The organism is Xenorhabdus szentirmaii DSM 16338 (assembly GCF_002632585.1).
GTDB lineage: Bacteria > Pseudomonadota > Gammaproteobacteria > Enterobacterales > Enterobacteriaceae > Xenorhabdus > Xenorhabdus szentirmaii.
Genome location: NZ_NIBV01000001.1, coordinates 145,061 through 165,359 on the forward strand (window position 1 = coordinate 145,061; position 20,299 = coordinate 165,359).

Annotated in this window: 14 protein-coding genes and 1 pseudogene; 6 read left to right on the top strand and 9 right to left on the bottom strand. The window is 44.3% G+C overall.

Annotated elements, in window-relative coordinates; translation table 11 throughout:
- The 4 genes from secD to queA form a co-directional block, all read right to left on the bottom strand.
- Positions 1-1,848, bottom strand: a complete 1,848-nt coding sequence (gene secD, locus Xsze_RS00770; RefSeq protein ID WP_071991783.1) for a protein translocase subunit SecD — start codon at positions 1,846-1,848, stop codon at positions 1-3.
- A gap of 28 nt (positions 1,849-1,876) precedes the next feature.
- Positions 1,877-2,215: a preprotein translocase subunit YajC gene (gene yajC, locus Xsze_RS00775; protein ID WP_038238515.1), complete on the bottom strand. Its 339-nt coding sequence runs from the start codon at positions 2,213-2,215 to the stop codon at positions 1,877-1,879.
- A gap of 141 nt (positions 2,216-2,356) precedes the next feature.
- A complete protein-coding gene (gene tgt, locus Xsze_RS00780) occupies positions 2,357-3,481 on the bottom strand; it encodes a tRNA guanosine(34) transglycosylase Tgt (RefSeq protein WP_038238518.1) in 1,125 nt (374 codons plus the stop codon).
- A gap of 114 nt (positions 3,482-3,595) precedes the next feature.
- Positions 3,596-4,681, bottom strand: a complete 1,086-nt coding sequence (gene queA / locus Xsze_RS00785) for a tRNA preQ1(34) S-adenosylmethionine ribosyltransferase-isomerase QueA (protein WP_038238521.1) — start codon at positions 4,679-4,681, stop codon at positions 3,596-3,598.
- A 104-nt stretch (positions 4,682-4,785) separates the two neighbouring features.
- Here queA and Xsze_RS00790 point away from each other — a divergent pair, with 104 nt between their 5' ends.
- Positions 4,786-5,409, top strand: a complete 624-nt coding sequence (locus Xsze_RS00790) for an acyl carrier protein phosphodiesterase (RefSeq protein ID WP_051462398.1) — start codon at positions 4,786-4,788, stop codon at positions 5,407-5,409.
- Between the two features lie 156 nt (positions 5,410-5,565).
- Positions 5,566-6,168 carry a peroxiredoxin C gene (locus tag Xsze_RS00795; protein ID WP_038238524.1) on the top strand — a complete coding sequence of 201 codons (603 nt, stop codon included), beginning with the start codon at positions 5,566-5,568 and terminating at the stop codon, positions 6,166-6,168.
- Between the two features lie 75 nt (positions 6,169-6,243).
- Here the strand turns inward: Xsze_RS00795 and Xsze_RS00800 are convergent, their stop codons facing one another.
- Positions 6,244-6,837 carry a DUF3156 family protein gene (locus Xsze_RS00800; protein WP_244431796.1) on the bottom strand — a complete coding sequence of 198 codons (594 nt, stop codon included), beginning with the start codon at positions 6,835-6,837 and terminating at the stop codon, positions 6,244-6,246.
- Positions 6,812-8,305 (bottom strand): APC family permease, encoded by a 1,494-nt coding sequence (locus Xsze_RS00805; RefSeq protein ID WP_038238527.1) that lies wholly within the window; start codon positions 8,303-8,305, stop codon positions 6,812-6,814. The genes Xsze_RS00800 and Xsze_RS00805 overlap by 26 nt, the downstream gene beginning before the upstream one ends.
- 434 nt (positions 8,306-8,739) lie before the next feature.
- Between Xsze_RS00805 and Xsze_RS00810 the strand changes: the two are divergent.
- Positions 8,740-9,084, top strand: a pseudogene (locus Xsze_RS00810) (helix-turn-helix domain-containing protein); the annotation flags it as partial.
- Between the two features lie 190 nt (positions 9,085-9,274).
- Positions 9,275-11,035 (top strand): gamma-glutamyltransferase, encoded by a 1,761-nt coding sequence (ggt, locus tag Xsze_RS00815; RefSeq protein WP_038238530.1) that lies wholly within the window; start codon positions 9,275-9,277, stop codon positions 11,033-11,035.
- A 124-nt stretch (positions 11,036-11,159) separates the two neighbouring features.
- Here the strand turns inward: ggt and brnQ are convergent, their stop codons facing one another.
- The 3 genes from brnQ to phoB form a co-directional block, all read right to left on the bottom strand.
- Positions 11,160-12,512: a branched-chain amino acid transport system II carrier protein gene (gene brnQ / locus Xsze_RS00820; protein ID WP_038238534.1), complete on the bottom strand. Its 1,353-nt coding sequence runs from the start codon at positions 12,510-12,512 to the stop codon at positions 11,160-11,162.
- A gap of 383 nt (positions 12,513-12,895) precedes the next feature.
- Entirely contained in the window at positions 12,896-14,206 is a 1,311-nt protein-coding gene (gene phoR / locus Xsze_RS00830) for a phosphate regulon sensor histidine kinase PhoR (RefSeq protein WP_038238538.1), read from the bottom strand.
- Positions 14,207-14,325: 119 nt separating this feature from the next.
- Positions 14,326-15,015: a phosphate regulon transcriptional regulator PhoB gene (gene phoB / locus Xsze_RS00835; RefSeq protein WP_038238541.1), complete on the bottom strand. Its 690-nt coding sequence runs from the start codon at positions 15,013-15,015 to the stop codon at positions 14,326-14,328.
- Positions 15,016-15,284: 269 nt separating this feature from the next.
- Between phoB and sbcD the strand changes: the two genes are divergently transcribed.
- Together sbcD and Xsze_RS00845 are read left to right on the top strand one after the other, a co-directional pair.
- The gene (gene sbcD / locus Xsze_RS00840) at positions 15,285-16,502 is read left to right on the top strand and encodes an exonuclease subunit SbcD (RefSeq protein ID WP_038238543.1); all 1,218 of its coding nucleotides are present in this window, start codon (positions 15,285-15,287) and stop codon (positions 16,500-16,502) included.
- 17 nt (positions 16,503-16,519) lie between these two features.
- Entirely contained in the window at positions 16,520-20,200 is a 3,681-nt protein-coding gene (locus Xsze_RS00845; protein ID WP_038238545.1) for an AAA family ATPase, read from the top strand.
- The last annotated feature ends 99 nt before the right edge of the window (positions 20,201-20,299 follow it).

Below are 20,299 nucleotides of genomic sequence, written 5' to 3' on the forward strand. Positions count from 1 at the left end.
TTAAATTGACAACTTATTGATACGCTTGCCACCGTACAGCAAGTTCACGATTGCACGTGTTCCGACAATGGCAGTGAACATCGACGTTGCCACACCAATGCTGGTCGTGATCGCAAAGCCTTTGATAGAGCCGGTGCCAACTGCATACAAAATGACGGCAGTGATCAGCGTCGTCAGGTTTGCATCGATGATACTGGAGAATGCCCCTTTATAACCTTCATGGATCGCCTGCTGAATGGTACGGCCATTGCGCAATTCTTCTTTGATACGTTCGTTGATCAACACGTTCGCATCCACCGCAACAGCCAGTGTCAGGACAATACCGGCAATACCGGGCATCGTCAGTGTTGCCCCCGGCAGCAGTGACATAATACCGACGATCAGCACTAAGTTAGCCAACAGTGCACTACTCGCAATCAAGCCAAATTTGCGGTAGTAAATCACCATGAACAGAATGGACGCAATCAATCCCCACAAACACGCTTCGAAGCCTTGCTCAATATTCTGCAAGCCCAGTGTCGGACCAATGGTACGCTCTTCAACAATCTGGATGGGGGCAATCAACGCACCAGCACGCAGCAACAGTGACAACTGACGGGCTTCAGCCGGATTGCCTATCCCCGTAATGCGGAATTTGTTGCCCAAACGTGTCTGGATGGTCGCAACATTGATCACTTCTTCTTTTTTGACCATGATTGCACGGCCATTGGCATCTTTCTTGCCGCTGTCTTTATATTCCACGAACAGCGTTGCCATTGGTTTTTGCTGATTATCCTTGGTGAAATTCGACATCGCTGTACCACCAGCACTATCCAGAGAAATATTCACCTCAGGATAACCATTTTCATCCGTGCCGGAAGTGGAGTCAGTGATGTGATCCCCTGTCAGGATAACGCGTTTGTACAATATAACGGGATTGCCGTCACGGGTGTACTTCAATTCTGAATCAGCCGGAATACGACCGGACAACGCCGCATTTTGGTCAATATTGGTATTGACCAGACGGAATTCCAATGTTGCTGTCGCCCCCAGAATCTCCTTCGCACGAGCTGTGTCCTGGATGCCCGGCAATTCAACAACAATGCGATCGGCCCCCTGGCGCTGAACAAGTGGCTCCGCAACCCCCAGTTGGTTAACACGGTTACGCAAAATGGTGATGTTCTGCTGCACCGCATAAGTGCGGGCTTCACGCAAACGCTCATCACTCATGACCACTTTCAGCGCATTGTTTGTACTTGCAGAAAACACTAGATCACGATGGCGAGATTCAAGATAACTTTCAGCTTTGGAGCGCGTTTCATTATCCCGGAAACGAACTTCAACACCGTAATTATTTATTTTGCGGATGGCAGAATAAGGAATGCCTTGCTCGCGTAATTCGGAGCGGAAACTATCAATGTTTTGTTCCTGTAACTTGCCCAGTGCGGTTTCCATATCTACTTCCATCAGGAAGTGAACACCACCACGCAGATCAAGCCCCAGTTTCATGGGTTCAGCACCAATGACCCTCAGCCACATCGGTGTCGCGGGTGCAAGGTTCAATGCCACGACATATTGCTCACCCAATGCAGAAACCAATGCTTCACGGGCACGGAGTTGCACATCCGTATTATTGAAACGGGCCAGGATCATTCCATTTTCTAATGAAATGGACTTACTATTAATATGATCTTTTTCTAAAACATTACGGACTTGGTCCAGCGTTTTTTCACTGGCGGCGATACCTCGCGCGCCAGTGATTTGTACAGCCGGATCCTCACCATAAAGGTTGGGAAGTGCATAAAGCAAACCGATGAGGATCGCAGCGATCAGCATCAGATACTTCCACAAAGGATAACGGTTCAACACGGCAGTTCCCTTCGGGAAAATCGGAAAATTAAATAGCCTTCATTGTACCTTTCGGCAAAACGGCGGCAACGAAGTCACGCTTGACAGTGATTTCTGTGGTGTCATTCAGGGCAATCACAATATAGCCTGTATCAGACACTTTAGAGACACGACCAACCAAACCACCAGAAGTCAGTACTTCATCTCCCTTGGAGATGGAATCCATCAGTTTCTTATGTTCTTTGGTGCGTTTTTGTTGTGGACGCAGGATCATGAAATAGAAAATCAAACCGAAAACAACCAGCATGATAATCAGAGAATATGGATTTCCCTGAGAGCCTGCTGGTGCGCCAGCAGCTGCCGCAGCGTCAGAAATAAAAAAACTCATCAAATGTCCCTCATTGTTATCGAAAACATAGTTATCGAAAATAATTGTAATCGAAAATAAGTGTTGTCGAAAATCGACAGTGGCTCGATCAAAAACCAGCCCAATATGCTACACATATTGAGGCTGATTAGTCACGCCAAATTATATATTTAACGACGGAACAGGTTTCCCGATCCGCTGATAAAACTCGCCAACAAACTGTTCCAGTTTGCCTTCTTCAATGGCTTTGCGAATTCCGGCCATCAAACGCTGATAATACCTTAAATTATGTATCGTATTCAGCCTTGCACCAAGAATTTCGTTACAGCGATCAAGGTGATGAAGGTATGCACGGCTATAATTGCGGCAAGTATAGCAATCACAATGCTCATCCAACGGGGAAGTGTCTTCCTTGTGTTTAGCATTACGAATTTTAATGACACCTTCTGTCACAAACAAATGACCATTGCGGGCATTACGTGTTGGCATCACACAATCAAACATGTCAATGCCACGGCGAACACCTTCAACTAAATCTTCCGGCTTACCAACCCCCATCAGATAACGGGGTTTATCCTGCGGGATTTGCGGGCAAACATGTTCCAGAATGCGGTGCATATCTTCTTTCGGTTCACCAACAGCCAGACCACCCACTGCATAGCCGTCAAAACCTATCTCCACCAGTCCCTTGACGGAAACATCACGCAAGTCTTCATAAACGCTGCCCTGAATAATGCCAAACAAGGCATTCTTATTATTCAGTTCATCAAAACGTTGGCGGCTGCGTGCAGCCCAGCGCAGTGACATTTCCATGGAACGCTTGGCATAATCCCAGTCAGCAGGATATGGCGTACATTCATCAAAAATCATGACGATATCGGAACCCAAATCATATTGGATTTCCATGGATTTTTCAGGGCTGAGAAAAACGGGCGTTCCATTGATTGGATTGCGGAAATGAACACCTTCTTCCTTGATTTTACGCATCGCCCCGAGGCTGAAAACCTGAAAACCGCCGGAATCAGTCAGGATTGGCCCCTGCCATTGCATAAAATCATGCAAATCGCCATGTAATTTCATGATCTCCTGACCCGGGCGCAACCAAAGATGGAACGTATTCCCCAACAGGATCTGAGCCCCCGTTTCTTTCACCTCTTCCGGCGTCATTCCTTTTACTGTACCGTAAGTTCCCACGGGCATAAATGCCGGGGTTTCGACAACACCACGATCAAAAATCAAACGACCACGACGGGCATTTCCGTCTGTCTTTTGTAGCTCAAATTTCACTTAACCTCCAGACATCAGAAAAACAGTCTGATGCTATGTTTAAACGCCATTCAAATCAGCGTAGCTGAGATGATGATCTTTTTGATTTCAATATAATATTTTATTGCAATATCTTTATTTTGATACCGTTTCTTTTGATGCCTGCATGTTACGGCTAATGAACATCGCATCACCATAACTGAAAAAGCGGTACTTTTCCTCTACCGCTTCTTTATAGGCATTCATGGTATTTTTATAACCCGCAAATGCAGATACCAGCATGATCAGAGTGGATTCTGGTAAATGGAAATTGGTAATCAATGCATCAACAACCTGATATTCAAAACCAGGGTAAATAAAAATTTGGGTGTCATCAAAAAATGGCGCGATAATACCATCCTGACAAGCCCTCGCAGCACTTTCCAATGAACGCACTGACGTGGTTCCCACGGCAATGACTCTATTGCCGCGCACTTTGCATGCCAATACCGCATCTACCACGTTCTGCGGCACTTCTGCGTACTCAGCATGCATCACATGGTCTTCAATGGTTTCTACCCGAACTGGCTGAAAAGTTCCCGCGCCAACATGCAGGGTGACAAAAGCCATTTCAACCCCCTTTTCATTCAAAGCAGCCAAAAGGGATTCATCAAAATGCAATCCGGCCGTTGGTGCAGCGACCGCGCCAGGACGCTCACTGTAGACCGTTTGATATAACTCACGATCGGCATCTTCATCAGGGCGTGCAATATAGGGAGGCAATGGCATATGACCAATTTGATCCAAAATAGCCAATACATCGCGCTCATCGTCAAAACGGATTTCGAATAAGGTATCGTGGCGAGCCAGCATAGTTGCCTTAACGCTCTGCCCTTCACCTAAAACATCCTCACCGAGAATCAATTCAGCCCCTTCTTTCGGCGCCTTGGATGCCCTTACGTGAGCAAGTACTCGCTTATTATCCAGCATCCTTTCGACTAAAACTTCCAATTTGCCCCCCGTCGCCTTGCGGCCGAACAGTCGGGCAGGAATGACGCGAGTATTATTGAAAACCAGCAAATCACCGGCTTCCAATTTATTTAACACATCAGTAAAAATACCGTGTGTCAGTTTCCCCGTTTCACCATTAAGGGAAAGCAAGCGGCAACCACTTCGCTGCGGCTGGGGATAATGAGCTATCAGCTCTTCTGGCAATTCAAAAGTAAAATCAGCGACACGCATTTTATCTGTATCATTCAAAAAAACAGGCGGACTAGTCTAGTGCTGCAAGTCCACGGGTGCAACAAAGAAGCAACTCATTTAATAAATTGCGATATACTCCCACTATGAACTTTCTCGCACACCTTCATTTAGCCGCATTATCAAAAAGCTCACTATTGGGCAATCTGATGGCGGATTTTGTCCGGGGCTCACCTGAGGGGTTATTCAGCCCTGACATTGTAGCCGGGATCCGCATGCACCGGCGGGTAGACAGCCTGACAGACAAACATCCACTTGTCCTTGAAGCCTGTAAGTTATTCCGCAGTGAATATCGCCGTGTTGCCCCAATTACCCTTGATATCCTGTGGGATCACTTTCTTTCCCTGCATTGGGGCAGAATTGAGAAAAATTACTCTCTGCCTGAATTCGTCAATTTAGCCCGCAGCAAGATAGAACCTCACCTTGAGGATACCCCTGAGAAATTCCAAGAATTCAACCACTATCTCTGGGCACAAAACTTGCTGATTCGTTATGCAGATATGTCATGCATTGCCAATGTACTGCAAAGCATAGCGCACAGGCGGCCCAAATTATCGGCGCTGGCAGGATCATATCAGGATATAGAGAAACATTATTTTGATTTCGAAACCCTATTTTGGCAGTTCTACCCACAAATGATGGAATTTGCATCAAATAATAGCCAATCTGTTCAGGAAATGTATGCAGAGCCTTGCACTTTTCCCAAATAGTTTTATCTTATGTAGGCCAAAGAAAATTGAAATCAATTTATTGATAGGTAAAACCTATTATATCAATTGGTATTTTGTCCTTTATTGCTATACCCTAATTCCTTATGCTGTAACCCGTTCCTACATAACACCTTTTTAAAATCACAGGAGTCAATTATGGTTTTAGTCACCCGCCAAGCCCCTGACTTTACAGCAGCAGCTGTTCTCGGTAACGGTGAAATCGTTGATAACTTCAATCTTAAAAAACACCTAAATGGCCGCCCTGCCGTTATTTTCTTCTGGCCAATGGACTTCACTTTTGTTTGTCCTTCTGAGCTGATCGCATTTGATCACCGTTATGAAGAATTCCAGAAACGTGGTGTTGAAGTTGTTGGTATTTCTTTCGATTCTGAGTTCGTGCACAACGCATGGCGTAAAACTCCAATCAGCGAAGGTGGTATTGGCGAAGTCAAATACCCAATGGTTGCTGACATCAAACGTGACATCATGAAAGCTTACGGTATTGAGCATCCAGAAGCTGGCGTTGCTCTGCGTGGTTCTTTCCTGATCGACAAAAATGGTGTTGTTCGCCATCAGGTGGTTAACGATCTGCCACTGGGCCGTAACATTGATGAAATGGTACGTATGGTTGATGCTCTGCAATTCCACGAAGAACATGGCGAAGTTTGTCCAGCACAGTGGGCAAAAGGTCAGGAAGGTATGGGCGCTTCCCCAGAAGGCGTAGCAAAATATCTGACCAAAAACGCTGATAAACTGTAATCGCTTTTAAATTCAGATGGGTTCACATTGTTGAACTCTCTCAAACCAGCCATATTATTGGCTGGTTTTTTTTATCTATAATTTTTTCATTAGCTGATGCATTAAATGTAATGCACTCAACAAACGATAGCGCTGTTCCTCAATCAAACGCAGATAACGGCGAGCCATTGGGAGCCGGCAAACCATTTCAGATGCAGCGAAGTGCTCAATTTCACAGCACCATTTTCCTTCTCTGATTGTCAGGTTAAAAAACCGGAAATCAAGCTCCTCTAAGGTTTTCCGGATAATGGGATATTGCTCCAGCTGCTCAATCACGGCAAAACCATCTTCTTGCTTTGAAATAAATCGCACCTGTTTTTTTCGCAGGCTCCCGCCCGTTCTGACTTGTATATCTGCATGATAAGACTGGCTTATCGTGCCTGAAACCGAAAAACGGGTATAGACAATAAACGCCATAAACAGCGTTTTTACCCTTTCACTTACCTGTATTGTTAATTGTTCATCAGGCTTCACAAGCAGCTCGCCAATACCCGGCCGCTCACAAGGATATGGCCGGAGATCATGCTCTAGCCTGTTAAGAGTCATTCCCGCCTGATAACCGGCAGGCAGGCGCTGTTGACTGATTTTTTGCCAAAAAGTGGGTTTAGTCGAGGTTGCGCAATGGTTCAAGCTGAACCTCCTTCAACTCAGTTTCAGAGAACGTTTTAGACAAAACCGATTCCACATCAACAGGCCTGAATGGATTTATTTTCTGAACAAATATCGTCCAAATCAATGCATAGCAAGCTGTCAGACCTAACATCATCACGAAAGGAATATAAACATCTGCTTTATTCATTCCGGGTGGCGTGATGTAAACAATTGCCAAAATAATCCCTGCACTTGAAATGATCTGTGGCAACGGGAAGAACGGTGACTTATAAGCCCGATGTAAATCAGGACGTCGAATGCGCAGTAGGATAACTGAAATGGTGACCAGCAAATAAGCCGTTCCCCATGAACACACCGCCGCCAATACCAATGGAATGATACGGCTCAAATCCCCTTGAATAGCAAATGCATGCACGCAAGGGATTAATACGGCGACTAAGATGCCGAATACCGGCGTCTTAAAGCGTGGATGAAGATAGGCAAAAACGCGGGGTAAAGCACCGTCCAGCGCCATTCCGTATAAAATGCGGGGAACCGCCGCCATCAGCGTATTAATCGTTGCTGCACCTGCCAGCAACAAACCAATACCAATCCAGTATTTACCAAAATCCCCCATCACCTGCCCTGCAAAAGCAGGAATTGCCATCGGCGTTTCCAGTAGGCTGATGTTGTTTTCAGGATCAACAATGATATTTTCTACTTGATGCGTCATCGCCGCCCCATACATAAACATACAGAACGCCACGCCACACAAACCGATTGCCATCGCGCGCGGAATAACTCTGGCTGAGTTTTTAATTTCCGGGGCCATCGGCGTGACCAGTTCACAGCCAACAAACATAAACATTGCCATACCAATCAGGCTCAAAACCGTTGTTGGCTCAGAAATGTTGAGTGCCTGACCAAACCAGCCATCGACTGATGTATGAAACGGCATCAATAAACCGCACACACTAAAAATAACCAATGTACTCCACATGCTGAATGTCAGTATGATTTCCACTTTACTGAAAGCTTCAATCCCGAATGCATTGAGCAAGCCAAAGATGATGACTAAACCCACTCCAACCATCCAAGACGTATTACTGTTCCCCATCACTGTATTAAGGCTTTCAAAATTAACCAATGCCATAACACCAGAGAGAATGGTTTCTGCCGTACCGGCAAAAACATGCACAATCAGGTAAGCAGAAAGTGAGCCGGTTATTGCCCAAAAACGCCCCATACCACAGGAAATATAGTCATATACTGACCCAGAAGTCGGCAAGATTGCCGCTGCTTCAGAAAAAGTGGTTAGCTGCGCCTGCATCATGATAAAGCTAAGCAACACGGCTAAAGCAAATGTATCACCACCAATACCAAACCCACTGGTTACCGTCAAAATCACCGGGCTTGCCATAATTACCCCAACAGAGCTGGCAAGGGTGGTCGGAAAACCTATCTTGCCTTTCTCAATATGTGATATTAATTTTGAGGACTTACTCATTTTACTTCTCCCCTCTGGCATACAGCTCACTTGATTGTAAATATTTTGTTACCCAAAAGATAACTGTAGGTTAACTATAGAAATAAGAGGAAAAAGGTCGCTATCGTTCTAAAGAACGATGACCACAGCAAGACAGTACCTACGTATTTTTGTCGAAAAGTACTTGAGAAAAACCAAAAAACACCATAATTCAAATGTTATCAATCAATAATAAAAATGCAAATTATTAATATATTAATAAAATGCATGACCATTATACCTTTTCAGAGATAAAACAGACTATAAAATCAAACAAATAAGTTTAAAATAATGCAATCAATATCACATTATTAACATGTGTATTTGTATTGAAAACAAAAGCAGGCATGATAAATATAGAGCTTGACCAGAGTGGAATGACGAATGAAAACAGCCCCTTTCAGTCATCATCAACGGACATGGCCGAAATTTTTATCCGCCGCAGGAATAAGATTATTGCCGGCATCTCAGTTCTGAGAGATAGCCCGTTTCAACATCAGGAAATGTTGAGGTTAAACGCGATCCTTCCCGTTGCTGAATTGATGACTTTCGACATTTTCCCCGATCCCCTGATTTCGTTTACCCCCAAAGAACAGGAAGTTATTCATCTGGTCAGGGAAGGAGCCAGCAATAAACGTATCGCATTACAACTGCACGTTTCACTTTCCACCGTAAAAACCCATTTGCGCAATATCTTTACTAAAGCGAATGTCACTAACCGCACAGAATTGGTTTCCTCTTGTTTTTGGATCTTTAAATAATCTCCGTCATCTGAATGACACATTGTCACCCCACTTTACTTGCCTCCCATTGGGTATATCTGCCTCTATTCAGAAAATCATCTTTCCAAAATTCAGGGCTTCCGATAAGGTGAATCACTCTGCTTTAACAAAAAAATTACAAACAAAATTATCCCTATCACTATTCATTCAGATTAGGAGAACAACACTTATGCCCCTGATATGGAGAACTCCCTTTATAGCCATCGCCCTATTTATTTCCGTTCCCCTTCATGCTGCAACTGAGCCCGCTACCGAAGCGAAACAAGGAATGGTTGTCAGTGCACAACATCTTGCTTCGCAAGTGGGCATCGATATTCTCAAAATGGGAGGCAATGCCATTGATGCCGCAGTTGCAGTGGGTTATGCCCAAGCGGTTGTTAATCCCTGCTGTGGAAACATTGGTGGCGGTGGTTTCATGACCATCCATCTTGCCAATGGCAAAGATACCTTCATCAATTTCCGCGAAACAGCCCCTGCGGCAGCCAGTGCCAACATGTATCTGGACAAAGACGGTAACCTTATCAAGAACGCCAGTCTGTATGGCTACACTGCCGTTGCTGTACCCGGTACTGTTATGGGATTTGAAGAGGCATTAAAAAAATATGGGACTTTAACCCGCGAACAAGTCATGGCGCCGGCCATCAAACTGGCGCGGGAAGGTTATATCCTGACTCGCGGTGATACTGATATTTTGGACACCACAATTAAACGTTTTGCGCAAAATCCTGAAGCTGCACGTATTTTCCTGCATAAAGACGGAACACCATTCAAACCCGGAGACAGACTCATTCAAACCGATTTAGCCAATACGCTGGAAATGATCGCTAAAAAAGGGCCAGATGCTTTCTATCACGGAAAAATCCCCCAACTGGTTGAAGAAACTTCAAAAAAGTCAGGAGGAATTATTACCGCAGCAGATTTTGCCAATTACCGCATTACAGAGACTACCCCTGTAACCTGTAGCTATCGTGGCTACAAATTTATCTCTTCGCCTCCTCCAAGTTCAGGCGGTGTTACATTATGTGAAATATTAAATATTGTTGAAGGTTACGATTTGAAATCAATGGGTCTCAATTCCGCAAACTATATTCACACATTAACAGAAGCCATGCGTCATGCCTACATGGACAGAAATACCTATCTGGGTGACCCGGCATTTATCAAAAACCCACTCGATCAGCTGTTAAGTAAAAGCTATGCGAGTTCTATCAGAAAAGAGATCCAACCGAATAAAGCCACACCTTCAACAAATGTCCAGCCCAGTTTAGGCCCCCATGAGAAAACAGAAACGACTCATTATTCTGTGGTTGATAAAGAAGGTAATGCCGTCTCGACGACCTACACTGTCAATGGTCGATTTGGTGCAGTTGTCATCGCTCCGGGAACCGGTTTTTTCCTGAATGACGAAATGGATGATTTCACAACCAAGGTTGGTGAAAAAAACCTGTATGGCCTTGTACAAGGTGCAACCAACTCCATTGCACCGGGTAAGCGCCCACTATCATCAATGAGCCCGACACTCGTGACAAAAAATGGCAAAATCTTTCTGGTCTTAGGTTCTCCGGGAGGATCGCGCATTATCTCTATCACACTGCAAAGTGTTTTGAATATCATCGACTTCAATATGCCGCCACAAGATGCCGTCAATAGTCCGCGTATTCATCATCAATGGCTACCGGATGAGGTTTATTATGAGCAACGTGGATTATCGAAAGATACACTGAACTTACTGGAGAAAATGGGATACAAAATGATAGAACAAACACCATGGGGAGCAACAGAATTAATCATGGTCGGGCTACCGGACGCGGCCGGAGTGACCCCAGCCGATTCAGGCAATGACTCTGCTGTATCAGATACCGTGCGTGAAGGTTATATTTACGGAGCAAATGACGCACGCAGGCCGGCAGGCGCAGCCATTGGTTATTGACGCATAAAATAAACAAGGGTGGACAGCTTTAACTTGTTCACCCTTGTTGTTGATATCACAACGTACTATTGATATTACAAAGCACTATGAAGCGGGCGGACGACAACCCACAGAAAACGACGAATTAATTGTGTTCCTGTTTTTCTTCATATTGCATTTTATACTTTGGGAGCTTGGCACTTCCCATCACACGGTCATAAACGGCACATCCAACAACAGTCAGCAATGTTGGCAGCAACCATGCCAACCCTTGATTTGCCAACGGCAGGTGTTTCGCCCATTGTGGCAATAAGTGCGCCAAATACTCAGAAGATTTCACCGCATCCAGGATCCCGAACAGCAAACTCACCAACATGGCCGGAGCCAGAATGCGTGTAAAGTTCTTCCACCAGCTTATAGTAAAGCTCAGCAATACCAGAACAATACATGGCGGATAAATTGCTGTCAGTACTGGCGCTGAGAACTTGATCAGATAGTTCAGTCCCAAATTAGACACCAGCATGGAAAAAGTGCCCAGAATCAGTACCAAAGAGCGGTAAGACAGTGACAAATAGCGGCTGAAGAACTCAGCACAAGCACAAGTCAACCCCACCGCAGTTACCATACAAGCAACGAAAATCAAAACCGCGAGGAAGAAACTGCCGTAGTTACCAAACACACTCTGGACATAAGCATGCAGAATTTGTGCACCATTTTCAGCTGTGGGTACGAGTGAACCACTGTTTTCTCCTAATTTGAACAGAGAAAGATATACCAGTGCCAATCCCAAACCGGCAATGATACCTGCCCATATCGCATAACGGGTCAACAAAGAAGAAGATTCAACCCCTCTGGAACGCGCAGCATTGACAATAACAATGCCAAAGACCATCGCGGCCAGCGTGTCCATAGTCAAATAACCACTGACAAAACCATTTGAGAATGGAACGTCCCGATAGCTTTCAACGGCTGAAATAGGGCTACCCGCAGGCCATAACACAGCAGCAATCCCCAGAACGGCCAAGGCCAGGATTTTGATTGGCGCCAATATATGTCCGACATTATCCAGTAGCTTACCCGGATACAATGAAATCAAAATAACGAGTGAAAAATAAGCAATACTATAAATAAGTAACGGAAGATCACCGTCTCCGGTAATCGGTGCGATCCCAACTTCAAAAGAGACTGTCGTTGTTCTTGGTGTTGCGAACAGAGGGCCAACCGCCATATAGCAAACTGTTGCCAAAATCAGGCCTGCGGTTTTACCAATAGGTGAGCTGAGCGCTTCAATGCCACCACCTACTTTTGCCAAAGCAATGACGGTAATAACTGGCAGGCCAACCGCCGTTACCAAAAAGCCGAGAGCTGCAATCCAAACATTTTCTCCCGCTTGTAAGCCAACCATAGGCGGGAAAATGATATTTCCCGCACCAACGAACAAGGCAAAAGTCATAAAGCCCAATGCCCAAATATCCTTAGATGATAAACGGTATGCCATAATGATTATTAATGTATTATTGCCAAAAGAATTGCATGTGCGATAGAAGTTACCGCAAATACTTGATTTTTCACTGGCGAGACTGAATTCTGATGTAACAGTCAGTGATCAACATAATATGCACTGATAATCGCAAGATACAGAATGATAGTGGTAATAATAGCTAGAATCGCCAACAACTGCCCCCAAGTAAAACTTTTATAGCGTCAAAAGGCAAGCGACAAACCAAAAACCAGAACAATATTTCAAACTAATTTTTAAAATTAGATGTTATTGTTATCTATCATTGAATACACACTATATGATTTGTATATTTTTTGTTCCCAGTAGCTAAATGAATCATTTTTTGTCCATCTTATTACCATTTGGCTCCATTTAACTGATTATTTTATTATCTGGTTATTTTTAGAAGAAACGATAAGCCTAGGCGCCAGTAGAAAGCTAAAAGCAGAACCTTTGCCTGGTATACTCGAAATATCAAGATGCGTATTATAGTGATGCAATGCATGTTTCACTATCGCAAGCCCAAGCCCGCTGCCCCCGGTTTGCCGTGAGCGTGCGCGATCCACACGGTAAAAACGCTCTGTCAGACGCGGCAAATGTTCAGCATTAATTCCATTGCCATTGTCCTTAACCATAAACAGTGCCCCCAGAGAGAGACTCTTCCAACTTACCTCAATCCGCGTCCCCGGAGAAGTATGGTTGATGGCGTTATAGACCAGATTCGACATCGCACTGCGCAGTTGTTCTTCATTCCCAAACACTTTTAGTTTTTCATCGATATGGAAGACAATATCGTACTGATTATTTCCCAGAGCCAATGCCTCCTGCCGCAATAACTTCAATATTTCAGGAACATCAATCACTTCATTCATATCAATTTGCGGCCCAGCCTCAATTCTGGACAGGTGCAACAATTGCTTAACCAGACTGTCCATTCTTCTTATCTGTTCCTGCATAGTACTCACTGCTTTTTTATTGCTTTTGCTGTCCAGATCTTGATCCTGAATCATCTCCAGATAGCCTTGCAATACAGTGAGTGGTGTCCTTAACTCGTGACTAACATTGGCAAAGAAATCCTGTCTGGCATTTTCCAGCAACCTTTTTTGAGTAATGTCGCGTACCACCATCAATAACTGCCTTTCAGAGTAAGGCATTACCCTAAACTCCATCATATTTCCGTTATTTAACTCGATGGACAAAGGGCGGGAAAAATCATTTGCCATGATATAGCGACTAAAATCCGGATAACGGAGTAAATTGAAAATATGCTGACCATTATCCTCAGGCCAACGAAATCCGAGTAAATGCAAAGCCAGGCGATTGCACCAGAAAATATTGCCTTCTGTTGTGATCATCACAATACCATCCGGCAATGATTCAGCCCCACTGCGAAAGCGCTTGATCAACAACGCAAGTTCACGACGCCGTTTACGGTTACGCTGTTGCATCTTATGAATACCATAAAAAATGGGTTCCCATTCCCCTCGTCCGGCAGGAGGTAACGAACTGCGATCTAACCATAACCAATCAGATAACTTCAGCAAATTATAGCCATGCCACCCCAGCGCTAAGAGCATAGCGATAATAAGCAACCATGCCAGATGACCAACGAAAAGAGACAAAATGACAACGGGCAGGCAAAAAAGCATGAGACTCCATGCCAATTTTTTCCAAGATAAACGCTCAAGCACACTATTTTCTCCGGCATGAAAACATGATTATCTGATACTTCTGTTACCCGAAAATACCGTGACTCTGAGTTTCCATTAGCATAGTCACCCGAACCAACACGGCTACTGTTTCAGTGCCATCAATAACGGGTAGAAAAACGATATCCCGTGCCGCGAACAGTCTGTACCATTCTATGGTGGTTACCGACTTCCAATACTTTACGCAAGCGCCGGATATGCACGTCTACAGTGCGATCTTCCACATAGACATTCGTACCCCACACATAATCAAGCAGTTGTTCACGGCTGTAAACCCGCTCAGGATGGGTCATAAAAAAGTAAAGAAGTTTGAATTCCGTCGGCCCCATCTTCAAATCCTGCCCCAGACTGGAAACACGATGAGATGATGGGTCCAAAACCAAGCCTTCCATATCAATGAGTTCCCCTGACTTTTCCAAAGATGTTCGCCGGAGAACTGCCTTAACGCGAGCAATCAGTTCCTTCGGTGAAAAAGGTTTAGTGATATAATCATCAGCTCCGGCATCAAGGCCACATACCCGATCATCTTCTTCTGCTCGCGCCGTTACCATAATGACGGGGATCATCTTGGTATCATTATCCCGCTTCATTTGCTTAATGATCTGTACCCCCGAGCCACCAGGAAGCATCCAGTCCAATAACACCAAATCAGGGTAAGGTTCTGATAGCCGGCTTATTGCCGCATCATAATTTTCAGCTTCAACAGCCTGATAACCATTTTTCTCCAGTACAAAACAAACCATTTCACGAATCGGTACTTCATCTTCAACTACCAAAATACGTTTAACCATGGTTAATCCTGTCAATATCATTGAAGTCAGTAATATTCACTTTATGTCATTATGAGTTAATTTTATGACAATTTTATGAAAAACCTTACTCCTTGATTAACAAGCTTCGATCAGATTCACGGAGAATATATGGCACTTTTGTCATATTGCATTATGGATGCGAACCTGCTCGAAAATTCAGGAATGAAAACAAAATGACACAGGACATCCCTCATATCCCTATTATAATTAGCGCTTGTCATAGGTAAGAGAAAGCATAGGCGAAAAACATGCATATCATTCACACATCAGACTGGCATCTTGGTCAATACTTCTTTACCAAAACCCGAGCCGCAGAACATAAATCCTTTTTGCAATGGATTATCCAGCAGATCATTCAGCATCAGGTTGATGCACTGATCATCGCCGGGGATATTTTTGATACAGGTTCCCCTCCCAGCTATGCCCGTGAACTTTATAATAAATTCATTGTGGATCTACAGCCCACAGGCTGCCAGCTTATTGTCCTCGGAGGAAACCATGATTCAGTGGCTACACTCAATGAATCAAAAGCGCTTCTCTCCTATTTAAATACAACTGTCATTGCCAATGCTGAATCTGACGCTCCAGAGCAACAAATCAAGGTATTGAATAATCGAGACGGCAGTGCTGGCGCAATTCTTTGCGCTATCCCTTACCTTCGCCCGCGAGATATTATGACCAGTCAGGCAGGGCAATCAGGTATGCAAAAACAGCAAGCCTTGCAAGATGCCATTACCAAACACTACCAACAACTCTATCAACAAGCTTCTGAATTGCGGGAACAATTTGATCCCCCCTTGCCAATCATTGCCACCGGACACCTCACCACGGTGGGAGCATCTACCTCGGATTCTGTCCGTGATATATACATTGGTACACTTGATGCCTTTCCTGCACAGGCTTTCCCCCCTGCTGATTACATCGCACTCGGGCATATTCACCGGTCGCAAATTGTCGGTAAATCAGAACACATACGCTACAGTGGTTCGCCCATTCCTCTGAGCTTCGATGAAGTGGGTCAGGAAAAAAGTGTCTGCTTGGTTGACTTTAACGCTGACAAGCTTAATAGCATCACATTGTTACCCATCCCATGCTATCAACCCATGCAGCTTATTCGCGGCAATTTAAAGCAAATAGAAGAGCAGTTACAGGCTTTCAAACAATACCAAGGAGAGCGACCCGTTTGGCTGGATATTGAAGTTGTCACCCAAGATTACCTGCACGATATCCAGAAGCGTATCCAGAGCCTGAGTGAAAATCTGCCTGTTGAAATCATTTTGCTTCGGCGTAGCAAAAATACTCGTCAGCTCCCACTCTCTGAAAAAAATAAAGAAACCCTGACTGAATTAAGTGTAACTGACGTTTTTGAACGCCGTTTGGCGCTGGCCGAAATAGACGATATGTTGCAAAAACAACGCCTGACCACCCTTTTTAAACAAACGCTGGATGATATTTCTCAGCAATAACACCAAGAGAATATGCCATGAAAATTCTTAGTTTACGGTTGAAAAATATCAACTCCCTGCAAGGTGAATGGAAAATTGACTTTACCGCAGAACCTTTTGCCAGCAACGGGTTATTTGCCATCATTGGCCCAACTGGGGCAGGTAAGACCTCCTTGCTGGATGCCATTTGCCTTGCCCTGTACCATGAAACCCCACGGCTCGGTATCATCTCTGCTTCTCAAAACGAATTAATGACCCGACATACCGCAGAGTGCCTTGCGGAAGTGGAATTCGAAGTCAAGGGCATCACCTATCGGGCATTCTGGAGCCAGCGCCGCGCCCGCAATCAGGTAAACGGCAAACTTCAGTCACCAAAAGGAGAATTAGTTTTCAAAGCAGACGGAAAAATTCTGGCTGACAAGCTCCCGGAAAAAAAAGAAAAAATCGCTGAAATCACAGGCCTGGACTTTTACCGTTTTACCAAATCCATCCTGTTGTCGCAGGGGAATTTTGCTGCATTTTTAAATGCCAAAGATATAGATCGGGCGGATCTATTAGAAGAACTGACCGGCACTGAAATTTACGGCATTTTGTCTCAGGAGATTTATCAGCGCCATAAAGAGGCCCAGTCTGAACTGAATATCCAGCAGGCCAAAGCAGCTTCCATTGAATTGCTGACACCAGAACAGCAGCAGTCGTACCAAGAGCAGCAACAGCAATTAATTGCAGAAGAAACGCAACTCAGCCAGCAAATCAAGGCATGGCAACTTGCTGAGCAATGGCTGTCCAGACGGGATGAGTTCCAGCAATCACTGACCCGAAATACACTGCTCTTACAACAATCAGAACAAGCCATTCAGGAAGCACAGCCTCAATTACAGCAACTTACTGCCAGTGAGCCAGCAGAAAAAATTCGCCCATTGTGGGATAGACAAAACCGTATCCGGAATGAAAAACAGCGGCTCATAGAGCAACAGGCAAAGATAGAAAATGAACGTCAGCAGCAACTGGCCCTGCTACAACCAGCCGAACAGCAACTCACCCTATTGGAAAAACATCGGGAAGAGCATAAACACTATCAGCAACAGCAGGAAAAACTCATTTCTGAACACGTTATGCCGCTCGATCATAAAATTGATATTCAATCAAAAGATTTGCTGACACTAGAAAAAGATATTGCGGGGAAAAAGCACGAACTATCTGACATCGTATCCCAATACCAAAATACAAAAAATCAAACAGATACGATGAATAAAGAACAAAAATCACTGGAAAACTATTATGAGGCTAACCCTCATTACCGTGATTTGGAGAGCAAGCTGCCTGAATGGAAGCAACTATTCGCCCGTCAGAATGAACGACAAACAAAAATAAACCAGCTCACACAAAACACTCAACACATTGCCGCAGAGGTGACTCACTCAGTTGATCAATTAAATAAATTACATACTGAATGGGCAAAACAAAAAGATCAAAACCAAATATTACAGCGCGATCTTGCCAAAGCTGAAAAACTGTTCGCAGCCTTGCAGCAAGAACATCCATTGGCACATTTACAGAAATATTTGGAAAATTATCAACAACAACTGGCATCGCAAAATCAACTTGAGATATTGCTGCCTCAGATCCAACAGCATCAGGCAACTCTCTCAGCCTCACAGATTCAACTGACACAATCTCAGGCATTAGTACAATCCTTGCCTGTTCAGATAACAACCTTCAATCAGAAACTTGCAGAAAAACAGCAACATTATGACGATCTCAACAATCGAATTCGTCTGGAGCAGCGGATCGTCAGTCTGGAACAAGAGCGGGCACAATTGAAAAAAGGTGAATCCTGCCCGCTGTGCGGCGCAACTCATCATCCTTTAATCAATGAATACCAGACTATTGCCCTGCCAGAATCAGAAGCACGATTAAAAAATCTGCGTCAACAAATTGAACAACTGCAAGAAAAGCGCACTGAATTACAACAAAAACAGCAGATTCATCAGCAACATTGCGAACAATTGCAACAAAATATCGAACAACACAGCATTCAGTTAGCCGGATTGATCAAACAATGGGATCAGCATTGCCAGTATTTGCAAATCACAGAGCTGCCGATGGATACAGAACAGGTCAACGATTTTATCGGCCAGCGACAATCTGCTTATCAACAATACCAGCACCAAAAAGAAGCGTTATTACAGGCAGAAAAAGCCTGCCAGTCAGCAGAAAAAACATGGGCACTGGCTCGCGAACAATATCAGGAATCTGAACAGAAGATCATGTTGGAAAAGGTCAGGCTGGAGGCTGCTGAAAAACAGCTGGCAGAAAAAACAGCCGAACTCCGGCAGATAGAAGCAGATGTTTCAGCAACAACACAGCAATTAAGCGACCAATTGCAGCATCTGCCTTTTACATTGCCTTCTCATCAAGAGACAGCAAGCTGGCTGCAACAACGCGAGCAGGAAATGAAAAATTACCATGACTCACGTGAAAGATGGCAATTCCTGCAAACAGAGCTGGCGGGATTGCAAAGCAAACTCGGTGAGCTGGAAAAACAAAAAAATAAACTAACCGCTCATTGCCACGACCTGAATAAAGAGCAGCAAAAACAAAAGCAGACATTGGAGCAGACACGCCGGGAACGTCAGCACTTATTTGGCAATCAATCCATCTCTGACATTCATCAAACCTTACAACAAAAAACCAATGAACTGGAAAACACCTATAAACACAGTCTCCTCCACCTGCAACAACTGCAAAATAAAATGAATCAATTAACCGGTGCAGCCAGTGAAATTGAAAAGAACCTTGCTGCCACAGAAGCAGAATATATCCTTGCTGCCGAACACTTCCGGAACGGATTGTCACAACAAGGTTTTCCGGATCAACGCACTTTTGAACATGCATTATTAACGCCGGAACAACGGGAAAAATTACAGCAGTTACAAGAAAAACTCGAACACCAACAATTGCAGGCCAAAACAAGGCACCATGAATCAGAAATAGCATTACAGAAACATACAGAAATCAAACCCTCATTGCTTGAGCAACTTGACGCACCGCAATTATCCGCCATATTGACCGATGCTGCGGCTCAACTAAAACGTAACAACCAACACCAAGGCGAAGTCAGGACACAACTGAATAGCGATGCTACTCGTCGCCAGCAGCAGCAAACATTACTGGCACAAATTGCACTTTCACAACAAAATTATGATGACTGGAGTTACCTCAATAACCTCATTGGCTCCGCAGATGGCGCTAAGTTCCGTCGTTTTGCCCAAGGACTAACACTGGATCACCTCGTACATCTGGCAAATATCCGTCTGGAAAAATTACATGGCCGCTACGACTTACTACGCAAAGATAATGGCAGTCTGGAATTACAGGTCATTGATACTTGGCAGGCCGATGCCATCCGGGATACCAAAACCCTTTCAGGCGGGGAAAGTTTTCTTGTCAGCCTTGCTCTTGCCCTTGCTTTATCTGATCTGGTAAGCAACAAAACACAAATAGAATCCCTGTTTCTTGATGAAGGTTTTGGCACACTTGATCCTGAAACCCTTGATATTGCCCTGGATGCCTTGGATCACCTCAATGCATCAGGAAAAACCATCGGAATCATTAGCCATGTTGAAGCATTAAAAGAACGTATTCCGATCCAAATAAAAGTAGAAAAAAAGAATGGATTGGGTTTTAGCCAATTAGCACCAGAATTTCGGGTTTAACCCATAACGGCAGATAGCAACATGGTTAACTAGCATACACTTGAACAATGTGTATTGTGTATATGATATCCCAAGCGGAAAGGAGGCTGCTTGAATAGC

Excerpts from the sequence above, each read along its gene's own strand:
- brnQ (WP_038238534.1), bottom strand. The coding sequence starts at position 12,512 with ATGGCATACCGTTTATCATCTAAGGATATTTGGGCATTGGGCTTTATG.
- Xsze_RS00790 (WP_051462398.1), top strand. The coding sequence starts at position 4,786 with ATGAACTTTCTCGCACACCTTCATTTAGCCGCATTATCAAAAAGCTCA.
- ggt (WP_038238530.1), top strand. The coding sequence starts at position 9,275 with ATGCCCCTGATATGGAGAACTCCCTTTATAGCCATCGCCCTATTTATT.
- yajC (WP_038238515.1), bottom strand. The coding sequence starts at position 2,215 with ATGAGTTTTTTTATTTCTGACGCTGCGGCAGCTGCTGGCGCACCAGCA.
- Xsze_RS00795 (WP_038238524.1), top strand. The coding sequence starts at position 5,566 with ATGGTTTTAGTCACCCGCCAAGCCCCTGACTTTACAGCAGCAGCTGTT.
- phoB (WP_038238541.1), bottom strand. The coding sequence starts at position 15,015 with ATGGTTAAACGTATTTTGGTAGTTGAAGATGAAGTACCGATTCGTGAA.
- sbcD (WP_038238543.1), top strand. The coding sequence starts at position 15,285 with ATGCATATCATTCACACATCAGACTGGCATCTTGGTCAATACTTCTTT.
- queA (WP_038238521.1), bottom strand. The coding sequence starts at position 4,681 with ATGCGTGTCGCTGATTTTACTTTTGAATTGCCAGAAGAGCTGATAGCT.
- Xsze_RS00805 (WP_038238527.1), bottom strand. The coding sequence starts at position 8,305 with ATGAGTAAGTCCTCAAAATTAATATCACATATTGAGAAAGGCAAGATA.
- Xsze_RS00845 (WP_038238545.1), top strand. The coding sequence starts at position 16,520 with ATGAAAATTCTTAGTTTACGGTTGAAAAATATCAACTCCCTGCAAGGT.